Here is a 16,485-nt window from a genome sequence, read left to right as displayed (position 1 = left end):
GCTCGTCGGAGCACGCAGGAAAGCCAGTTGCGGGGAGAGCATGAACGAGCAGAAGCCCACCGGGCCGAAGCCGAAGTGGTGGAGCCGACCGCAGGCAGGCCGCCCCCGCGAAACCGAAGCCCCGGCGGTGGCCCCCGAAGTCCCGGCCGAGACTTACGACTTGGCTCCGCCGGTGGCCGCGGGCGAGGCGGCTCAGCCCGCACCAGCGGCCGAGACGCACCCCGCGAACCCGACGGCGGCCCCGCCGACCCAGGCCGCGCCCGCCACCGGATTCATCGCCGACCCGGCCACCGAGCCTCCGTCAGAGCCCGAGCCCGAGCCCGAGCCCGAGCCCCAGCCTCAGTCCGGGCCCCCCGCGCCCCGTCAGCCCCTGCACGCGCCCGATCCCTATGGCACGCCGCCCTACGGTGGGCCCGGGCCGTGGGCGCCCGCGCCGCCCGTGCAGCGGCCGGTGCCGACGCCGGCGGGGGGCACCCCGCTGCCTCAGCAGTCCGCTTACGCCGCCCCTCAGGCACCGGCAGCCCCGCCGGCCCCGGTGTCCGTACAGCAGGCGGCCGCACCTCAAGCCCCCGTGGAGCAGGCGCCCGCACCGCAGGCCTCGTACGCCGCGCCTCCGGCTCCTCCCGTGCCGCCCGCCTCGCAGTGGCTGCAGTACGACCCCTGGGGGGCGCCCGGGGAGCCGCTCAGCCAGGTCGGGCAGCCCGAGCCCAGGAAGCGGCGGCGCGGGGCCCTGCTCGTCGGGGCCGTGCTGCTCGCCCTGGTCGCCGGCGGCATCGGCGGTGGCGTGGGCGCGTACGTCGAGCGCAACGGCGGCATCACCAGCGTCAAGCTGCCGCAGTCCGGCAAGGAGCCGCAGGGCCGGGCGCCGGACAGCGTCGCCGGGATCGCGGCCAGCGCCCTGCCCAGCGTGGTCACCATCCATGTCACCGGCGCCACCGAGTCCGGCACCGGCACCGGCTTCGTGCTCGACGACGCCGGGCACATCCTGACCAACAACCACGTCGTCCAGCCCGCCGGTGACTCGGGGAAGATCTCGGTGACCTTCAGCGGGGGCGAGAGCGCGCCCGCCCGGGTGGTCGGCCGCGACTCCGGGTACGACCTCGCGGTCGTCAAGGTCGACGGCGTATCGGGCATGAAGCCCCTGCCGCTCGGCAACTCCGACAACGTCCTGGTCGGCGACCCGGTGGTGGCCATCGGGGCGCCCTTCGACCTGTCCAACACGGTGACGTCCGGGATCATCAGCGCCAAGGAGCGCCCGATCACGGCCGGGGGCGAGAGCGGCGACGGCAGCGACGTCAGCTATGTCGACGCGCTCCAGACCGATGCCCCCATAAACCCGGGCAATTCCGGCGGCCCGCTCGTCGACTCCAAGGCCCGCGTCATCGGCATCAACAGCGCGATCAGGTCGGCCGGGAGCGGCAGCACGGAGGGCAGCGGCGGCCAGGCGGGATCGATCGGGCTCGGCTTCGCCATACCGGTCAACCAGGCCAAGCGGGTCGCCGAGGAGCTGATCAACACGGGCAAGGCCACGCACCCGGTGATCGGCGTCACGCTCGACATGAAGTTCACCGGCGACGGCGCCCGCGTCGGCGACAAGACGGGGGACGGCAAGCCGGCCGTCGCCACCGACGGGCCCGGCGCCAAGGCGGGCATCAAGTCGCAGGACGTGATCACCAAGGTCGACGGCCAGCGGGTGCACAGCGGCGAGGAGTTGATAGTGAAGATCCGCGCGCACCGCCCCGGCGATCAGCTCAAGCTCACGGTCCAGCGGGACGGCAAGGCGCAGGAGCTCACCCTGACGCTCGGCTCCTCGTCCTGACCCCGGCTTTCGGGGCGCCCGCGGGCCGGGCGCCCCACCGGTCCCGTACCGATGGCCAAAGGTCACCCCGCGGGTACCGCGGCGACAGTTCGGCCGGGTACCGTGGAGCGGTCCATGACCGGACGCGGAGCTGAGAGCCTGTGTCTCAAGCGCCGAGATCGCGAGCACTGAGAACACGAGGAGCATCGGGTGTTCAACGACATCGGGCCCATGGAGTTGGTCACACTCGTGGTCCTCGCCGTGCTCATCTTCGGTCCGGACAAGCTGCCCAAGCTGATCCAGGACGTCTCGAACGTCATCCGCAAGGTGCGCAGCTTCTCCGAGAGCGCCAAGCAGGACATCCGGGCCGAGCTGGGTCCGGAGTTCAAGGACTTCGAGTTCGAGGACCTCAACCCCAAGACGTTCGTCCGCAAGCAGCTCATGGACAACGACGACCTGGGGCTCAAGGAGATCCGCAACAGCTTCGACCTCCGCAAGGACATGGAAGAGGTCGCGGACGCGGTGCACGGCCGTGAATCGGCCACCGCCACCACGGCCGCCAACGGCTCGGTGAATGGTGCGGGCGGCACCCCCGACCTGCTGAAGAAGCGCGAGAAGCTCGACCCGGGCGAGCGCCCCCCGTTCGACGCGGACGCCACCTGATACACGCCAATCCGACTTGGGCTTTCCCGGCGAGCCGCGGCGGGGTGGCTATCCTCCATCTGTCCGGCAGCAAGGACGCCCGTGGGGGCGGGCCGCTCCGGACGCTACTGATCGAGGAGGCGGCCGGGCAGATGGAGACGACAAGCCGGGCAGCGGGGCAGTCAGCTCAAGGGGCGACCGAGGGCACCCGTTCCACATCGGAGGGAGTGTCGGCGGCCTGGCGTACGCTCGACGGCTATCTGCGCGCGCCCTTCCCCTGGTACGGACTCGACGAGGCGTTCACCGGGCCGCGCTGGCTGATGCAGGTGGCGGTGGCCGCCGACGGCATGGTCCAGCACGGTTCGGTCGGACACGGCGACGAGCCGTCGATACGACCGGACGCTCCGGACGCGGCCACGGCCGAACGGGAGCGGTTCGCGGCGGTGGTGACCATTCCGGCGAATCCGGTGCGCCTCAGCAGTGACGGCGGCGTCCTGGAGGCCACCTCGGTCTCCTCGGCCGCCTGGCTGGCCGGTTCGGGACTGGCCTCCTTCACCTGGCCCGCCCAGATGGACCACGTACGGCGAGGCGAGTGGCTGGACCAGCAGACCGAGACGGCCTGGGAGCTCGCCGACGATCTGGAGGGCGACGACTGGTCGACGCTCTCGCTCCCCGTCGACGGCGTGCCGACCGAGTTCTACTACCGCGAGTCCGAGTTCGGCTGGGTGCTCGCCGGCTCGGCGCGCAGCGGGGTGCACATCGGGGCGTACGGCCGCGGGCTGAGCGCGTACGGGCTCGCGTTCTCGGTCATCGTGGACATCGGCTCGTACGGAGGGTGAGCGGGCTCGCGGCCGTCCAGGGCGTGCGCCCGCGGCGATGCCCGCACGCGTGGGCCGCCGACCGCATGCGTAAGGGGCGCCCGCAATAGCGGGGCACCCCTTACGGCTGCTGCGTACGCGTCTTAGAACTTGTTGCGCGGGGTGATCCCCAGCGACATGCCCGACAGGCCGCGGGCGCGGCCGCCCAGCTTGCCCGCGATGGCGCGCAGGGCGGCGCCCGCGGGGGAGTCCGGGTTGGACAGGACGACCGGGCGGCCGTCGTCGCCGCCCTCGCGCAGGCGGACGTCGATCGGGATGGAGCCGAGCACCGGCACGTTGGCGCCGGTCGTCTTGGTGAGGCCGTCGGCGACCTTCTGGCCACCGCCGGTGCCGAACACGTCGACCATCTCGTCGCAGTGCGGACACGGCAGCCCGGCCATGTTCTCGACCACGCCGACGATCTTCTGGTGGGTCTGCACGGCGATGGAGCCGGCCCGCTCGGCGACCTCGGCCGCGGCCTGCTGCGGGGTCGTCACCACGAGGATCTCGGCGTTGGGGACCAGCTGGGCCACCGAGATCGCGATGTCACCGGTGCCCGGCGGCAGGTCGAGCAGCAGGACGTCCAGGTCGCCCCAGTACACGTCCGCGAGGAACTGCTGGAGCGCGCGGTGCAGCATCGGGCCGCGCCACACGACCGGCGCGTTGCCCGGCGTGAACATGCCGATGGAGATGACCTTCACGCCGTTCGCGGACGGCGGCATGATCATGTTCTCGACCTGGGTGGGCTTGCCGTCGGCGCCCAGCATGCGGGGCACGGAGTGGCCGTAGATGTCGGCGTCCACGACACCGACCTTCAGGCCGTCCGCCGCCATCGCGGCCGCCAGGTTGACCGTCACCGAGGACTTGCCGACGCCGCCCTTGCCGGAGGCGACCGCGTAGACGCGGGTCAGCGAGCCGGGCTGGGCGAACGGCACCTCGCGCTCGGCGGTGCCGCCGCGCAGCGCGGAGGCGAGCTCCTTGCGCTGCTCGTCGCTCATCACGTCGAGCGTCACGTCGACGCGGGTGACGCCCTCGACCCGCTCGACCGCCTCCGTCACGTTCTTGGTGATGGTCTCGCGCATCGGGCAGCCGGAGACGGTCAGGTACACCGTGACGGCAACCGCCCCGTCCGCACCGATCTCCACCGATTTGACCATGCCGAGCTCAGTGATCGGTCGGTGGATCTCGGGGTCGTTCACCGTCGCCAGTGCCTCAAGCACCGCGTCTTCCGTAGCCATACAGCCGATGGTACGGCGCTTACCGCACAGTACGGAAAGCCCTGTCAGCGGTCGCCTTCGTCACGTCCGTACGCCCGCTCCGGCGGGAATACGTTCCTGCGCTCCTCCATCTCCTTGACCAGGTCCTGGAGTTCGGAGCGGATCCAGTCGCGGGTCGCCACCTCGCCGAGGCCCATTCTGAGGGCGGCGATTTCACGGGTGAGGTACTCGGTGTCCGCGATGGACCGCTCGTTCTGCTTGCGGTCCTGCTCGTGGGTGACCCGGTCGCGGTCGTCCTGCCGGTTCTGCGCGAGCAGGATCAGCGGGGCCGCGTACGAGGCCTGGAGCGACAGGGCGAGGGTCAGGAAGATGAACGGGTAGTTGTCGAAGCGCAGGTCGCTCGGCGCGAAGACGTTCCAGGCGACCCAGAGGATGATGACCAGGGTCATCCAGACGATGAACCGCCCGGTGCCCAGGAAGCGGGCGATCCGCTCGCTGAACCGGCCGAACGCCTCGGGGTCGTACTCCGGAAGCAGCCGCATCCGCGGAGTGCGCGGCTGGTCGAGGCGTGCCCTGCCGCGCGGCAGGGCGCTCGCGCCGCTCGCACGGGTGCGCTCCTCCGTCCGGTCAGTGCCGCCCATCCGGTACCCCCTCCGGCCCGTGGAACTCCGTCTCGCGCCAGTCCTCCGGCAGCAGGTGGTCGAGCACGTCGTCGACGGTCACGGCGCCGAGCAGCGAGCCGCTCGCGTCCACCACGGGGGCCGCCACCATGTTGTACGCGGCGAGGAAGCTGGTCACCGAGGGTAGCGAGGCGTTCGGTGGCAGCGGCTTCAGATCGCTGTCCACCACGGAGCTGACCAGCGCGAACGGCGGCTCGCGCAGCAGCCGCTGGAAGTGCACGGTACCCAGGTACTTGCCGGTCGGCGTCTCGTCCGGCGGCCGGCACACGTACACCTGCGCCGCGAGCGCGGGGGAGAGGTCCTGCTGGCGTACCCGGGCCAGGGCGTCGGCGACGGTGGCGTCGGGGCGCAGCACGATCGGCTCGGTCGTCATCAGACCGCCCGCGGTGCGCTCCTCGTACGACAGGAGCCGGCGGACATCGGCCGCGTCGTCGGGCTGCATCAGCGTGAGGAGGCGCTCCTTGTCCTCCTCGGGCAGCTCGGAGAGCAGGTCGGCGGCGTCGTCCGGGTCCATGGCCTCCAGGACGTCGGCGGCCCGCTCGTCCTTCAGCTTGCCGAGGATCTCCACCTGGTCGTCGTCGGGCAGCTCCTCCAGGACGTCCGCGAGCCGGTCGTCGTCGAGGGCCGCGGCCACCTCGGCGCGGCGCTTGGGCGACAGGTGGTGCATGACGTTGGCGAGGTCGGCGGGGCGCAGCTGCTCGAAGGTGGCGACGAGGTTCTCGGCGCCCTGGCCGTGCTCCTCAAGGGAGAAGCCGGTGACGGCCGACCACTCGACGGTCAGCGTCTCCCCCTTGCGGCGCAGCGCGCCCGACTTGCCCCGGCGTACGAAGACCTTGTCGATCTCCCAGTCGCGGCGAGCCGGCAGCTGCTGGATCGCGACGTCGAGGACGGTCACCTGCTCGCCGGTTTCGACGAGCGTGACCCGGCGGTCCAGGAGTTCGCCGAGGACCAGGCGCTCGGTCGGGCGCTGCTCGAAGCGGCGCAGGTTCACGACGCCGGTGGTGATGACCTGGCCCGATTCCACGCCGGAGACCCGGGTCATGGGCAGGAAGATCAGCCTGCGGCCCGCCACTTCGACGACGATGCCGAGCAGCCGGGGAGGCCTGCGGCCGACCCGCAGCATCGCCACGAGGTCGCGCACCCGGCCGACCTGGTCGCCGTTGGGATCGAAGACGGCGACGCCGGAGAGGTGTGACACGAAGACCCGGGGGGCGCCTGCCGCCATACGAGCGCCTCCTTAACCGTTCAGGGTTGCTCCGCACCACCGCGATCGCTGGCGGGACAAGGGTTTCAGGCTAGCCGGTGGCGCCGCGGTACGCCCTTGCGGGTCGCCCGTACGGCGCTCTGCCGAGCAGCGTAGGCACTGCGGGTAGGGTGCGGTCTGCCGACCCCCACATCCATGCGAGAGGCAGTGCGCAGGTGACCTCATCCCCCTTGTCCGTACGGGTACGGGTCCGGGCCCGCCGGGCCGCCCTGCCCCTCGCGCTGTGTGCGGGGCTCGCCGCGGCGCTCACCGCCTGCGGTACGGATCCGGACGAGGGGACCAACGGCGTCGGCAAGCTGTCCGCGACCGAGATCGAGAACAAGGCGCGGACGGCGGCGGACGGCGCGGACGCGGTGCGCCTCTCGGGGACGCTGGTCAGCAAGGGCGGTTCGTACAAGATCGACATGAAGCTGAAGAGCAGCGGGGGGACGGGCACGGTCACTTCGCAGAAGAGCACGTTCGGACTGCTGCGGGTGGGGGACGACCTGTTCCTCAAGGCCGACGCGGGGTTCTGGTCGCACAGCGAGTCGGGGGGCGCGGCTTCGGCTGCGGGCAAGCTCGACGACAAGTACGTCAAGGTGCCGTCGGGGGACCCCGCGTACCAGCAACTGCGCGGGTTCACCGAGAAGTCGGTGCTGCTCAAGGGGATGGTCGGGCTTCAGGGTTCGCTGTCCAAGGGTGACCGGTCCGAGGTCGGCGACGTCCGTACGGTACGGATCGCGGCCGGCAAGGACGGCGAGGGCGGCACCCTGGACGTCTCCCTCCAGGGCACGCCCTACCCCCTGCGTTTCGAGCGGGCGGGCGGGGCGGGTGTCCTCGAACTGGCCGACTGGAACAAGGACTTCGCGCTGGCCGCGCCGGCGAAGGGGGACACGGTGGATTACGGCAAGCAGTTGCCCAAGACGTGACCCGGGGCCGCTCGGGGGCTCAGCGCCGCTTCCGCTTGAACAGCAGGCCCGGCAGGGCCGCCGGCACCGCCTGCCGCGTCGTCGCCGGGGTCGTCACCGGCGACGCGGCCAAGGAGCCCTCCGGGGCCGCACCCAGGGGGCCCGTCGGGGTCAGGCGGAGGAGGCGGCACTGGGCTGCCCAGCGGGCCGGCATGGCCTCGCCGTCCGGGGCGTTCAGGCGCTTGCCCTTCAGCTCGGCCACCGCCGTCTCCCAGGCATCCGTACCCGCGGGGATCTCGGAGACCTGCGCGGTCCACGCCACGAGCCGGCCCCCCTTGTCCTTCGAGCGGACCGTCACCGCCGCCGTGCCGCCATCGGTCAGGCCCTCCAGCGGCTGCTCGCCCGGCCCTCCGCCGACCACGTACGCCGAACCGTCGAGCCACACGTGCCACAGGGCCCGCTCGGCCACCCCGGTGCCGCGCACCCAGATGAGCCCGGACTTCTTCGTGGCCTCCTCGACAAGGGCCTGGTCGAGCAACGTCTGCGTCATGCCACCACAGTAGAGGCCCCGGGGATTAGTCAGTTCCGTAATCCGGTCATGCCCCTTACGCTTTCGCCGTGACCACCGCCACCGCCCCCGCACCGCAGGTCGCCGCCGGCGTCCCCCGCATCGACGTCGTGCTGCTCGCCGTCGCGATCGCCAGTGTCTCGCTGTCCGCGCCCCTGATCGCCGCCACCGCCGCGCCCGCGCTCGCCATCGCCTTCTGGCGCAACGCGCTCGCGGTCGGCGCGCTGACCCCGGTGGCGTGGTTCAAGTACCGTGCCCGGCTGCGCGCGTTGACACGGCGCGAGGTGGGGCTCACCGTCGGCGCGGGCGCCCTGCTGGCGCTGCACTTCGGGCTGTGGCTGCCGAGCCTGAGCATGACGTCCGTCGCCTCGTCGACCGCGCTGTGCACCACCACCCCGATATGGACGACCATCGCGCTGCGCCTGCGCGGCCACCGCCCGCCCGCCCTGGTGTGGGCCGGCACCCTCGCCGCATGCGTCGGAGTGGTCCTGCTCACCGGGGTCGACCTCAGCCTGTCGCCGCGCGCGCTGGCCGGTGACGCGCTCGCGCTCGGCGGCGGCATCGCGGCGGCCGGCTATGTGCTGCTCGGCGCCGAGGTCCGCAAGAGCGTCGACACCGTCCCGTACACCTACCTCTGTTACGCCACGGCCGCCGCCGGGCTCCTGGCGGCGACCCTCGTCAGCGGGGCCGACCTCACCTCGTACGACGGCGGGACCTGGCTGAAGCTCGCGGTGCTCACGGTCGCCGCCCAGTTGCTCGGGCACTCGCTGCTCAACCGCGTGGTGGCGAGCCTCGGCCCGTCCGTCACCTCTACGGCGATCCTGCTCGAAACCCCCGGCGCCGCCCTCATCGCGGCCCTCTGGCTCGGCCAGCAGCCCCCGGCCCTCGCCTACCCGGCGCTGCTCGTGATCCTGGCCGGGCTCGCCCTCGTCGTACGGGCGAACCGGGCCAACTGAGGGCCTACAGCCAGCCGTTGCGCTTCAGGCTGCGGTGGATCGCGAAGCAGGCCACGGCCACCAGGCCCATCGAGATCGGGTAGCCGTACTTCCAGTGCAGCTCCGGCATGTTGTCGAAGTTCATGCCGTACACGCCGCACACCATCGTCGGTACGGCGATGATCGCCGCCCAGGCCGTGATCTTGCGCATGTCCTCGTTCTGAGCGACGGAGGCCTGCGCGAGGTTGGCCTGGAGGATCGAGTTGAGCAGCTCGTCGAAGCCGATGACCTGCTCCTGCACCCGGGCGAGGTGGTCGGCGACGTCGCGGAAGTACTTCTGGATGTCGGGGTCCACGAGCCGCATCGGGCGTTCGCTCAGCAGCTGCATGGGGCGCAGGAGCGGCGAGACCGCCCGCTTGAACTCCAGTACCTCGCGCTTGAGTTGGTAGATCCGGCCGGCGTCCACGCCGCGCGGGCTGCCCTTCGCCGGGGCCGAGAACACCTCGATCTCGACCTCGTCGATGTCGTCCTGCACCGCGTCCACGACCGCGAGGTAGCCGTCGACCACCTGGTCGGCGATGGCGTGCAGAACGGCCGAGGGACCCTTGGCGAGGAGCTCCGGGTCGTCCTGGAGGCGCTTGCGCAGGGCGCGCAGCGAGCCCTGGCCGCCGTGCCGGACGGTGATGACGAAGTCCCGCCCGGTGAAGCACATCACCTCGCCGGTCTCCACGACCTCGCTGGTCGCGGTGAGCTCGGCGTGTTCCACGTAGTGGATCGTCTTGAAGACGGTGAACAGGGTGTCGTCGTAGCGCTCCAGCTTCGGCCGCTGGTGCGCGTGGACCGCGTCCTCCACGGCCAGCGGGTGCAGCCCGAACTCGGCCGCGATACCGGCGAATTCGGCCTCGGTCGGCTCGTGCAGCCCGATCCACGCGAAGCCCCCGCCCTCGCGCACCCGCCGCATCGCCTCACGGGGTGTCAGGCAGGACGTGTCCTCGACGGACTGGACGCGCTGCCCGTCGCGGTAGACCGCGCAGTCGACGACGGCGCTGCTCGCCGACGGGTCGCGGGTGTTGTCGTAGCCGCTGTAGGGGGTGCTGGTCTTGCGCAGCGCGGGGCGGACCACGGCACGCAGGTCACGGATCATCGACATGGCAGGACTCCTTCACGGAGGGCCGTCGTGGGGCATGACGCTTGGAACTGCCCGGAATGGGGACGTACCGCGATGAAGAAGACCAAGGGATCGAATCGACCCCGAAAGGCATCAATCGCACACGTTCGCAAAGCGGGCGGCACCACAGGGGCACGCGGTGACGGCGTTCGCTACTGAAACGGACAAGGCGAGGCGATGTGCTCTTCCGTTGGGCGAAACGCCAGGAGGCTCAGGTGTTTCCGGACCCGGAAGCCGGGTAAGGAGGGTCTCAGCTCACCGGGAACAACGCAGGCGCGTGGAAGAGCGGTTGGTACTGCCAGGCCGACTTCGATCCATCGCAGCCCCACCTCCTCCAGCCGGTCCCCCGTGGGGGACTTCCTGCTGTCCTGAACAGCGGCCAAGACTATCAGCCCACTGTTGCGTCAAGCCCCGTCTTTGCCGCTTGCATACGCCTTCTATGCTCGCCCCATGGTTGATGTTCTTGCTCTGGTCGAGGCCCGGCTGCGCACGGCGCTGGGCGAGCCGGACGCGCGCGCGGCGGTCACCTTCCTCGGTACGGACCGCATCGAGGTGCTGCGGTTCACCGAGGGCGACATCGTCCGGTACGCCACGCTCGGCATGTCCGCCCAGCCGATGGCCGACCCCACCTCGGCGCTCGCCGACCCGGTGAAGGGCCCGCGGGCCGAGCTGGTCCTCTCCGTACGCGCCGGGCTCGCCGACACCGACAAGGTGCTCCGCCCGCTCGCCGTGCTCGCCGCATCCCCGCAGGTCGAGGGCCTCGTGGTGGCCCCGGGCGCCTCGCTCGACGTCGGCGAACCGCTGTGGCCGGGCGCACCGTTCAGCTCCGTCCTGGTCGCCGAGGCCGGCGGCCTGGTCGAGGACCTGGAACTCGACGCCCCGATGGAGCCGGTGCGCTTCCTGCCCCTGCTCCCCATGACCACGAACGAGGCCGCGTGGAAGCGGGTCCGCGGCGCCAAGGAGCTGGAGGAGCGCTGGCTCTCCCACGGCACGGACCTGCGTGACCCGCTGCGGAAGTCCGTGCCCCTGGACTAGGGGCCTGTCCGGCGGATCTCGTCCGGGACGCGCGGTCCCGGCGCGCCTGTCCTCCGGCACGCGCGTATGGGCGCCCCGGTGCCCGCGACGGGCTGAACAGCGCCCGCGCCGACAGGCGACCGCACTCCGGACGGGTGATCGTCCTTGACGGGGCGACGGCCGGGGAGGACCGTGGGGCCTTATGAGGGGCGAACCCAGTTGCCCGAAGTGCGGAGGCCGGGTCAGGGCGCCCGGTCTCTTTGCCGACACCTGGCAGTGCGATGTGCACGGCCCCGTCTTTCCGCTGCAGCCCGTGGTTCCACCCAGCGTCGAGGCCCTGGAGGTCGTCGTGCGCCGGGCGCAGGTCCCGGTGTGGATGCCCTGGCCGCTGCCCGTCGGCTGGCTGTTCACGGGCGTCGGGTACGCCGGCGACGACCGCAGTGGGGGCCGCGCGACCGCCGTCGCCTGCTCCGGCCCGGGCCCGCTCGGCGGCATCGGTGAGCTGATCCTGGTCGCCGAGGAGCTGGGCGTGGGGCTCGGTGCGCGGTACGCGGGCATCGACGGGCCCGACCCCGGCCCGTTCATGAGCGTCGACAAGCCCGCCCACACCAAGGTCCTCGCGGCCGGCCGGCCCACCCCGCTGTGGCACGTCACCCGCACCCCGGACGACCGCGCGGTCTTCGCGGGCGAGGCGCGCGGCCTGTGGCTGTGGGCGATCGTGTGGCCGGAGCAGTCCGGGCTCCTCATGTACGACGAGCTGGTCCTGACCGATCTGCGCGACGCGGGCGCCGAAACGGAACTGGTGCCGTGCGGGGCCCTCACCCCGCGCATCCTTTCCTGACCGGGGCCGTCACGCGGGCCCGTTCGCGGGCGGGCAGGGAAGCGCCGACAGCCCTGCCCCCGGCCCGATCAAGGACGGACAGGGAAGAGCGGACGGGCGGTTATCCTTGACTGTCCCCTGATCCGCCCCTTATGCCCTGGAGTACGCGTCGTGCGCATCGATCTGCACACCCACTCCACGGCCTCGGACGGTACGGACACCCCCGCCGAGCTGGTCCGCAACGCGGCCGCCGCCGGACTCGACGTCGTCGCGCTCACCGACCACGACACCACCCGGGGGTATGCGCAGGCCATCGCCGCGCTCCCGGACCTCGACCGGGACCTCACCCTCGTCACCGGCGCGGAACTCTCCTGCCGCATCGACGGCGTCGGCCTGCACATGCTGGCCTACCTCTTCGACCCCGAGGAGCCCGAGCTCTCCCGAGAGCGCGAACTCGTGCGGGACGACCGGGTGCCGCGCGCCCAGGGCATGGTCGCCAAGCTCCAGGACCTCGGCGTGCCCGTCACCTGGGAACAGGTCGCGCGGATCGCGGGCGACGGCTCGGTCGGCCGCCCCCATGTCGCCGAGGCGCTGGTCGAACTCGGTGTCGTCGACTCCGTCTCCGACGCCTTCGTGCCGGACTGGCTCGCGGACGGTGGCCGCGCCTACGTCGGCAAGCACGAGCTCGACCCGTTCGACGCGATCCGCCTGGTCAAGGCCGCGGGCGGCGTCACCGTCTTCGCCCACCCGCTCGCCCTCAAGCGCGGCCGGGTCGTGCCCGAGTCGGCGATAGCCCAACTGGCCGCCGCCGGACTCGACGGCATCGAGGTCGACCACACCGACCACGACGCCCCCACCCGGGAGCGGCTGCGCGGCCTCGCCCGCGAGCTGGGCCTGCTCACCACCGGCTCCAGCGACTACCACGGCAGCCGCAAGTCCGTACGGCTCGGGGAGTGTACGACCGACCCCGAGATCTACGGCGAGATCACCCGCCGCGCCACGGGGGCCTTCCCCGTGCCGGGTGCGGGCGGAAGCGCCTGACCGCAGGGAGAGCGCTCCCCTCCCGACTCCGGGGCCGCCGCCCCGCATCCCCGCTCCCCGAACCCCGCCCGGCACATCCGCGCGGGGCCCAAGGAGCCGGGCCCGGCTGACCTGCGCAGCAGCGCACCGGCCCTCTTCTGTACGCCCCTCACCTCGCAAGGCTCACCGTGTTCGACGCTGCCGTCTTCGGCTCCCTCTTCCTCACCCTGTTCGTCATCATGGATCCCCCCGGGATCACGCCGATCTTCCTCGCGCTGACCGCCGGCCGGGCCGCCAAGGTCCAGCGCAGGATGGCCTGGCAGGCCGCCGCCGTCGCGCTCGGAGTGATCACGCTCTTCGGCCTCGTGGGCCACCAGATCCTGACCTACCTGCACATCGACGTCCCGGCGCTGATGATCGCGGGCGGTCTGCTGCTGCTCCTCATCGCGCTCGACCTGCTCACCGGCAAGACCGACGAGCCCAAGCAGACCAAGGACGTCAACGTCGCGCTCGTGCCGCTCGGCATGCCGCTGCTCGCCGGGCCCGGCGCGATCGTCCAGGTGATCCTGGCCGTCCAGAACCACGACTCGGTGTCCGGGCAGGTCTCGGTCTGGGCGGCGATCATCGCGATCCACGTCGTCCTCTACGTGACCATGCGGTACTCACTGTTGATCATCCGCGTCATCAAGGACGGCGGCGTCGTCCTGGTCACCCGGCTCGCGGGCATGATGCTCTCGGCCCTCGCGGTGCAGCAGATCATCAACGGCGTCACCCAGGTCATCCACGCCAACTGAGAGCCCGTGTCCGGACTCAGAGCCTGTGTCTAAACCCCGCCCGGGCCCGTGGCGCCTGGCACGCACTCCCCCAAGGCCTTAAGGGCCAGGGGGGACCCCCATGCCGCGTTGCCGAAACGCCCTAGTAGCTCCTCCCCCAAGGTCTTGAAGACCAGGGGGTACCCCCATCGAGGGCCTTCCGGCGCCTTGCGATCGCACGCACCAGACGCCCCGGCCTGATCCGGACGGGGTTTAGACACAGGCTCTCAGCCACCGGCTCTGAGACCCCGCACACGCCAAAGCGCCCCCGTACGCGTCTGTACGGGGGCGCTTTACGTACGTCACCCGCGGCCGTTCGATCGGCTCGCGGGAGCACTACCTCTAACGCGTTACGAGACCACGGCTACGGCCGGGCGGATGTAGATGCGCTGACCCATTGCGGCGGCCTGCTGCACAATCCGGTTGACGGAGGCGGCGTCCACGACGGTGCTGTCAACGGCGGTACCGTCGACGTCGTCCAGGCGCATGATTTCGAAGCGCATGGCTTCTCCCTTCGTCTGATCCTCCTGCTAGGAGAACTTCTGGTGCGGGGGGCTGCGAACAGCCTGCTCCCGCGAGGCGTCAAGGCGGTTGCCCGCCCGTTAAGAGTGGATTGCGTGGCTACGGTGCAACGCGTTCCGTCCTGTTCAACGGGTTGCCTCCAGCAAACATTCCCTACGCTAAGGAAATTTTTCGAGTTGCTAAGGATCAGGCCCTGATGGCGACCGGATGTGCCCGGTTGTGCCCCGTGCGTCACGACCTCGACAATGGAATACGTATGGACGACTCCCAGGAATCACAGCCGGCCCAGGCGCCCGACGACCTCGTCGCCCAGCTGGACCGCAAGCTCGACGCCACCAACGAGCTGCTTCAGCGCATGCTCGCCGAGGTCGCGAAGACGCCCTCCACGCACGCGATCTTCGTCGACGCGGGCTATGTCTACGCGGCCGCCGGCCTCCTCGTCACCGGCACCGAGGACCGCCGCTCCTTCGACCTCGACGCCGAGGGCCTCATCGAGGCCTTCATCGACAAGGCGCGCACGATCTTCGCGGACAGCCGGCTGCTGCGCGTCTACTGGTACGACGGCGCCCGCCGCCGCATCCACACCCCCGAACAGCAGTCGATCGCCGAGCTCCCCGACGTCAAGGTCCGGCTCGGCAACCTCAACGCCAACAACCAGCAGAAGGGCGTCGATTCACTGATCCGGACGGATCTGGAATCCCTCGCCCGGCACCGCGCCATCAGCGACGCGGCCCTCGTCGGCGGTGACGAGGACCTGGTCTCGGCCGTCGAGGCCGCGCAGGGCTACGGCGCGCGCGTCCACCTCTGGGGTATCGAGGCCGCCGAGGGACGCAACCAGGCGGAGCCGCTGCTCTGGGAGGTCGACAGCCAGCGCACCTTCGACCTCGACTTCTGCAAGCCGTACGTCACTCGGCGGCCGGTCACGATGTACGAACAGGAGGGGCCGGCGCCCTCCCGGGAGGACGTGCGGTTCGTGGGGGCGCGGATCGCCGCGACCTGGCTCTCCGAGCGGGGCCGGGCGGCCCTGGCCGATCTCCTGCCCGGCCACCCCTACCTGCCCGGCCCGGTGGACCAGGACCTCCTCATCGAGGCGGAGCGGCTGTTGCAGTACTCGCTGAGGGGGCATGCGGATTTGCGACGGTCGCTGCGGGACGGGTTTTGGCAGCACCTTCAGTCGCAGTACTAGGCGTTCCGCGGGTTCGCTCCCGCGGGGGTGCGGGTTCTTTGACTGCGGGCCGTCGCGGGCCGGTTGCGCAGTTCCCCGCGCCCCTAACCCCGCTTTCGGCCTCGGGCTGTGCTTGGTTGCTCGCGCAGTTCCCCGCGCCCCTTCAGGGCGCTGACCAGCCCAGCCCCTGGATCACAACGACGCGGGAGTCGGAGCCACGCTCGCCCAGAACTCCGTCAGGGCCGCCGACAGCTCCTCCGGATGGGAGACGTTGGGGGAGTGGTCCGCGCCCAGGATCACCGTGTGGCGGGCGTTCACACTGCGAGCCAGGTGGGCCAGCTCGCTCACCGCCCACACCGTTTCACCGGAGCCGTACGCCACATGGAGAGGCAGGGGCAGTGCGGCGAGGCCCTCCGTGCGGTCCGGTTCCACCCTCAACTGCCGCCCCGTGGCGATGAGTTGGGCGGGCCGCGTGCTGAACCAGCGGCGTTCCAGGAACGCCACGATCTCCGGCGGGTCCGGAACGTACGCCGGGTCCCGGCCGTCCAGCCACTGCGTCGCCGCCCACACCCACGACGGCGGGAGGACCGACAGCGCCGCCTGGAGCATTCGGATCTTGGTGCGCTGCTCGGGGCCGACCCGGCCGGGCCCGGACGACAGCAGCGTCAGGGAGAGGAACGCGGACGGGTCGATGCGAGCCGCCGAGCGGGCCACGAAGCCGCCGAAGGAGTGCCCGACCAGGTGCACGGGGCCGTCGCCGAGCGCCGCGACCTGAGCGAGTACGTCGCCGCCGAGGGCGCGCGGGGTGTACCCGGATGCGTATCGCGGCCCCGGGCTCTCGAACTGCCCGCGCCCGTCGACCGCCACGGCCCGGTACCCGGCGTCCGCGAGCGGGTCGAGGAGCCCGAGGAAGTCCTCCTTGCTCCCGGTGTACCCGGGCACGAACAGCACGGTCCCGCGCACGGCACCTTCGGGCCGCGAGTCGAGGACGGCGAACTCCTGGCGGGGGGTGGCCAGTCGGTAGGCACGCGTACGCGCCGGAAGGTCGAGGGAACGCGGCTTACTCATGAGTAGAGCGTATCCCCGCCCCGCGGCCCATCCGCTGGAACGCGAACG

The 16,485-nt window shown here is 71.4% G+C and carries 17 protein-coding genes; 10 read left to right on the top strand and 7 right to left on the bottom strand.

Annotated features, from left to right (window positions below; translation table 11 throughout):
* Window positions 1–40: 40 nt before the first annotated feature.
* The 3 genes from ACWC2B_RS15260 (at window position 41) to ACWC2B_RS15250 (ending at window position 3,279) form a co-directional block, all read left to right on the top strand.
* Window positions 41–1,819 (top strand): S1C family serine protease, encoded by a 1,779-nt coding sequence (locus ACWC2B_RS15260; protein WP_450716916.1) that lies wholly within the window; start codon window positions 41–43, stop codon window positions 1,817–1,819.
* A 189-nt stretch (window positions 1,820–2,008) separates the two neighbouring features.
* Window positions 2,009–2,461: a sec-independent translocase gene (locus ACWC2B_RS15255; RefSeq protein ID WP_450716915.1), complete on the top strand. Its 453-nt coding sequence runs from the start codon at window positions 2,009–2,011 to the stop codon at window positions 2,459–2,461.
* A 131-nt stretch (window positions 2,462–2,592) separates the two neighbouring features.
* The gene (locus ACWC2B_RS15250) at window positions 2,593–3,279 is read left to right on the top strand and encodes a hypothetical protein (RefSeq protein WP_450716992.1); all 687 of its coding nucleotides are present in this window, start codon (window positions 2,593–2,595) and stop codon (window positions 3,277–3,279) included.
* 122 nt (window positions 3,280–3,401) lie between these two features.
* Here ACWC2B_RS15250 and ACWC2B_RS15245 read toward each other — a convergent pair whose 3' ends face one another.
* Genes ACWC2B_RS15245 through ACWC2B_RS15235 form a run of 3 tightly spaced genes read right to left on the bottom strand, consistent with a single transcriptional unit; the run spans window position 3,402 to window position 6,419 of the window.
* Window positions 3,402–4,535: an Mrp/NBP35 family ATP-binding protein gene (locus ACWC2B_RS15245; protein ID WP_450716914.1), complete on the bottom strand. Its 1,134-nt coding sequence runs from the start codon at window positions 4,533–4,535 to the stop codon at window positions 3,402–3,404.
* Between the two features lie 44 nt (window positions 4,536–4,579).
* A complete protein-coding gene (locus tag ACWC2B_RS15240; RefSeq protein ID WP_450716913.1) occupies window positions 4,580–5,155 on the bottom strand; it encodes a DUF1003 domain-containing protein in 576 nt (191 codons plus the stop codon).
* Window positions 5,142–6,419 carry a magnesium transporter MgtE N-terminal domain-containing protein gene (locus ACWC2B_RS15235; RefSeq protein ID WP_398876311.1) on the bottom strand — a complete coding sequence of 426 codons (1,278 nt, stop codon included), beginning with the start codon at window positions 6,417–6,419 and terminating at the stop codon, window positions 5,142–5,144. Before ACWC2B_RS15235 ends, ACWC2B_RS15240 begins: the two co-directional genes overlap by 14 nt.
* 194 nt (window positions 6,420–6,613) lie before the next feature.
* On the opposite strand from ACWC2B_RS15235, the gene ACWC2B_RS15230 reads away from it, so the two are divergent.
* The gene (locus ACWC2B_RS15230) at window positions 6,614–7,366 is read left to right on the top strand and encodes a hypothetical protein (RefSeq protein ID WP_450716912.1); all 753 of its coding nucleotides are present in this window, start codon (window positions 6,614–6,616) and stop codon (window positions 7,364–7,366) included.
* A 19-nt stretch (window positions 7,367–7,385) separates the two neighbouring features.
* On the opposite strand, the gene ACWC2B_RS15225 is transcribed toward ACWC2B_RS15230, so the two are convergent.
* On the bottom strand, window positions 7,386–7,895 hold the full coding sequence (locus ACWC2B_RS15225) for a hypothetical protein (protein WP_450716911.1): 510 nt from the start codon (window positions 7,893–7,895) through the stop codon (window positions 7,386–7,388).
* 68 nt (window positions 7,896–7,963) lie between these two features.
* Between ACWC2B_RS15225 and ACWC2B_RS15220 the strand changes: the two genes are divergently transcribed.
* Window positions 7,964–8,869, top strand: a complete 906-nt coding sequence (locus ACWC2B_RS15220; RefSeq protein ID WP_450716910.1) for a DMT family transporter — start codon at window positions 7,964–7,966, stop codon at window positions 8,867–8,869.
* A 4-nt stretch (window positions 8,870–8,873) separates the two neighbouring features.
* Here the strand turns inward: ACWC2B_RS15220 and ACWC2B_RS15215 are convergent, their stop codons facing one another.
* Window positions 8,874–9,998 carry a magnesium and cobalt transport protein CorA gene (locus ACWC2B_RS15215; protein ID WP_450716909.1) on the bottom strand — a complete coding sequence of 375 codons (1,125 nt, stop codon included), beginning with the start codon at window positions 9,996–9,998 and terminating at the stop codon, window positions 8,874–8,876.
* 468 nt (window positions 9,999–10,466) lie between these two features.
* On the opposite strand from ACWC2B_RS15215, the gene ACWC2B_RS15210 reads away from it, so the two are divergent.
* The 4 genes from ACWC2B_RS15210 (at window position 10,467) to ACWC2B_RS15195 (ending at window position 13,664) form a co-directional block, all read left to right on the top strand.
* Window positions 10,467–11,051 carry a suppressor of fused domain protein gene (locus ACWC2B_RS15210; RefSeq protein ID WP_450716908.1) on the top strand — a complete coding sequence of 195 codons (585 nt, stop codon included), beginning with the start codon at window positions 10,467–10,469 and terminating at the stop codon, window positions 11,049–11,051.
* A 181-nt stretch (window positions 11,052–11,232) separates the two neighbouring features.
* Window positions 11,233–11,871 (top strand): DUF6758 family protein, encoded by a 639-nt coding sequence (locus tag ACWC2B_RS15205; protein ID WP_450716907.1) that lies wholly within the window; start codon window positions 11,233–11,235, stop codon window positions 11,869–11,871.
* Window positions 11,872–12,021: 150 nt separating this feature from the next.
* Window positions 12,022–12,891, top strand: a complete 870-nt coding sequence (locus ACWC2B_RS15200; RefSeq protein ID WP_450716906.1) for a PHP domain-containing protein — start codon at window positions 12,022–12,024, stop codon at window positions 12,889–12,891.
* Window positions 12,892–13,058: 167 nt separating this feature from the next.
* On the top strand, window positions 13,059–13,664 hold the full coding sequence (locus ACWC2B_RS15195) for a MarC family protein (RefSeq protein ID WP_450716905.1): 606 nt from the start codon (window positions 13,059–13,061) through the stop codon (window positions 13,662–13,664).
* Between the two features lie 368 nt (window positions 13,665–14,032).
* On the opposite strand, the gene ACWC2B_RS15190 is transcribed toward ACWC2B_RS15195, so the two are convergent.
* Window positions 14,033–14,185: a hypothetical protein gene (locus ACWC2B_RS15190; RefSeq protein WP_450716904.1), complete on the bottom strand. Its 153-nt coding sequence runs from the start codon at window positions 14,183–14,185 to the stop codon at window positions 14,033–14,035.
* 275 nt (window positions 14,186–14,460) lie between these two features.
* Here ACWC2B_RS15190 and ACWC2B_RS15185 point away from each other — a divergent pair, with 275 nt between their 5' ends.
* Complete coding sequence (locus tag ACWC2B_RS15185) at window positions 14,461–15,390, top strand: NYN domain-containing protein (protein WP_450716903.1); 930 nt, start codon at window positions 14,461–14,463, stop codon at window positions 15,388–15,390.
* 171 nt (window positions 15,391–15,561) lie between these two features.
* Here the strand turns inward: ACWC2B_RS15185 and ACWC2B_RS15180 are convergent, their stop codons facing one another.
* Window positions 15,562–16,437, bottom strand: a complete 876-nt coding sequence (locus ACWC2B_RS15180) for an alpha/beta fold hydrolase (protein WP_450716902.1) — start codon at window positions 16,435–16,437, stop codon at window positions 15,562–15,564.
* Between the last annotated feature and the right edge of the window lie 48 nt (window positions 16,438–16,485).

It is taken from the genome of Streptomyces sp. NPDC001415 (assembly GCF_053597395.1).
Note: the sequence above shows the minus strand (reverse complement) of the source record. Positions and strands in the feature narration are given on the sequence as shown.

Bases quoted from the DNA above. Each gene is read 5' to 3' on its own strand.
- ACWC2B_RS15260 (WP_450716916.1), top strand. From the start codon at position 41: ATGAACGAGCAGAAGCCCACCGGGCCGAAGCCGAAGTGGTGGAGCCGA.
- ACWC2B_RS15250 (WP_450716992.1), top strand. From the start codon at position 2,593: ATGGAGACGACAAGCCGGGCAGCGGGGCAGTCAGCTCAAGGGGCGACC.
- ACWC2B_RS15245 (WP_450716914.1), bottom strand. From the start codon at position 4,535: ATGGCTACGGAAGACGCGGTGCTTGAGGCACTGGCGACGGTGAACGAC.
- ACWC2B_RS15240 (WP_450716913.1), bottom strand. From the start codon at position 5,155: ATGGGCGGCACTGACCGGACGGAGGAGCGCACCCGTGCGAGCGGCGCG.
- ACWC2B_RS15235 (WP_398876311.1), bottom strand. From the start codon at position 6,419: ATGGCGGCAGGCGCCCCCCGGGTCTTCGTGTCACACCTCTCCGGCGTC.
- ACWC2B_RS15225 (WP_450716911.1), bottom strand. From the start codon at position 7,895: ATGACGCAGACGTTGCTCGACCAGGCCCTTGTCGAGGAGGCCACGAAG.
- ACWC2B_RS15215 (WP_450716909.1), bottom strand. From the start codon at position 9,998: ATGTCGATGATCCGTGACCTGCGTGCCGTGGTCCGCCCCGCGCTGCGC.
- ACWC2B_RS15210 (WP_450716908.1), top strand. From the start codon at position 10,467: ATGGTTGATGTTCTTGCTCTGGTCGAGGCCCGGCTGCGCACGGCGCTG.
- ACWC2B_RS15205 (WP_450716907.1), top strand. From the start codon at position 11,233: ATGAGGGGCGAACCCAGTTGCCCGAAGTGCGGAGGCCGGGTCAGGGCG.
- ACWC2B_RS15190 (WP_450716904.1), bottom strand. From the start codon at position 14,185: ATGCGCTTCGAAATCATGCGCCTGGACGACGTCGACGGTACCGCCGTT.
- ACWC2B_RS15185 (WP_450716903.1), top strand. From the start codon at position 14,461: ATGGACGACTCCCAGGAATCACAGCCGGCCCAGGCGCCCGACGACCTC.
- ACWC2B_RS15180 (WP_450716902.1), bottom strand. From the start codon at position 16,437: ATGAGTAAGCCGCGTTCCCTCGACCTTCCGGCGCGTACGCGTGCCTAC.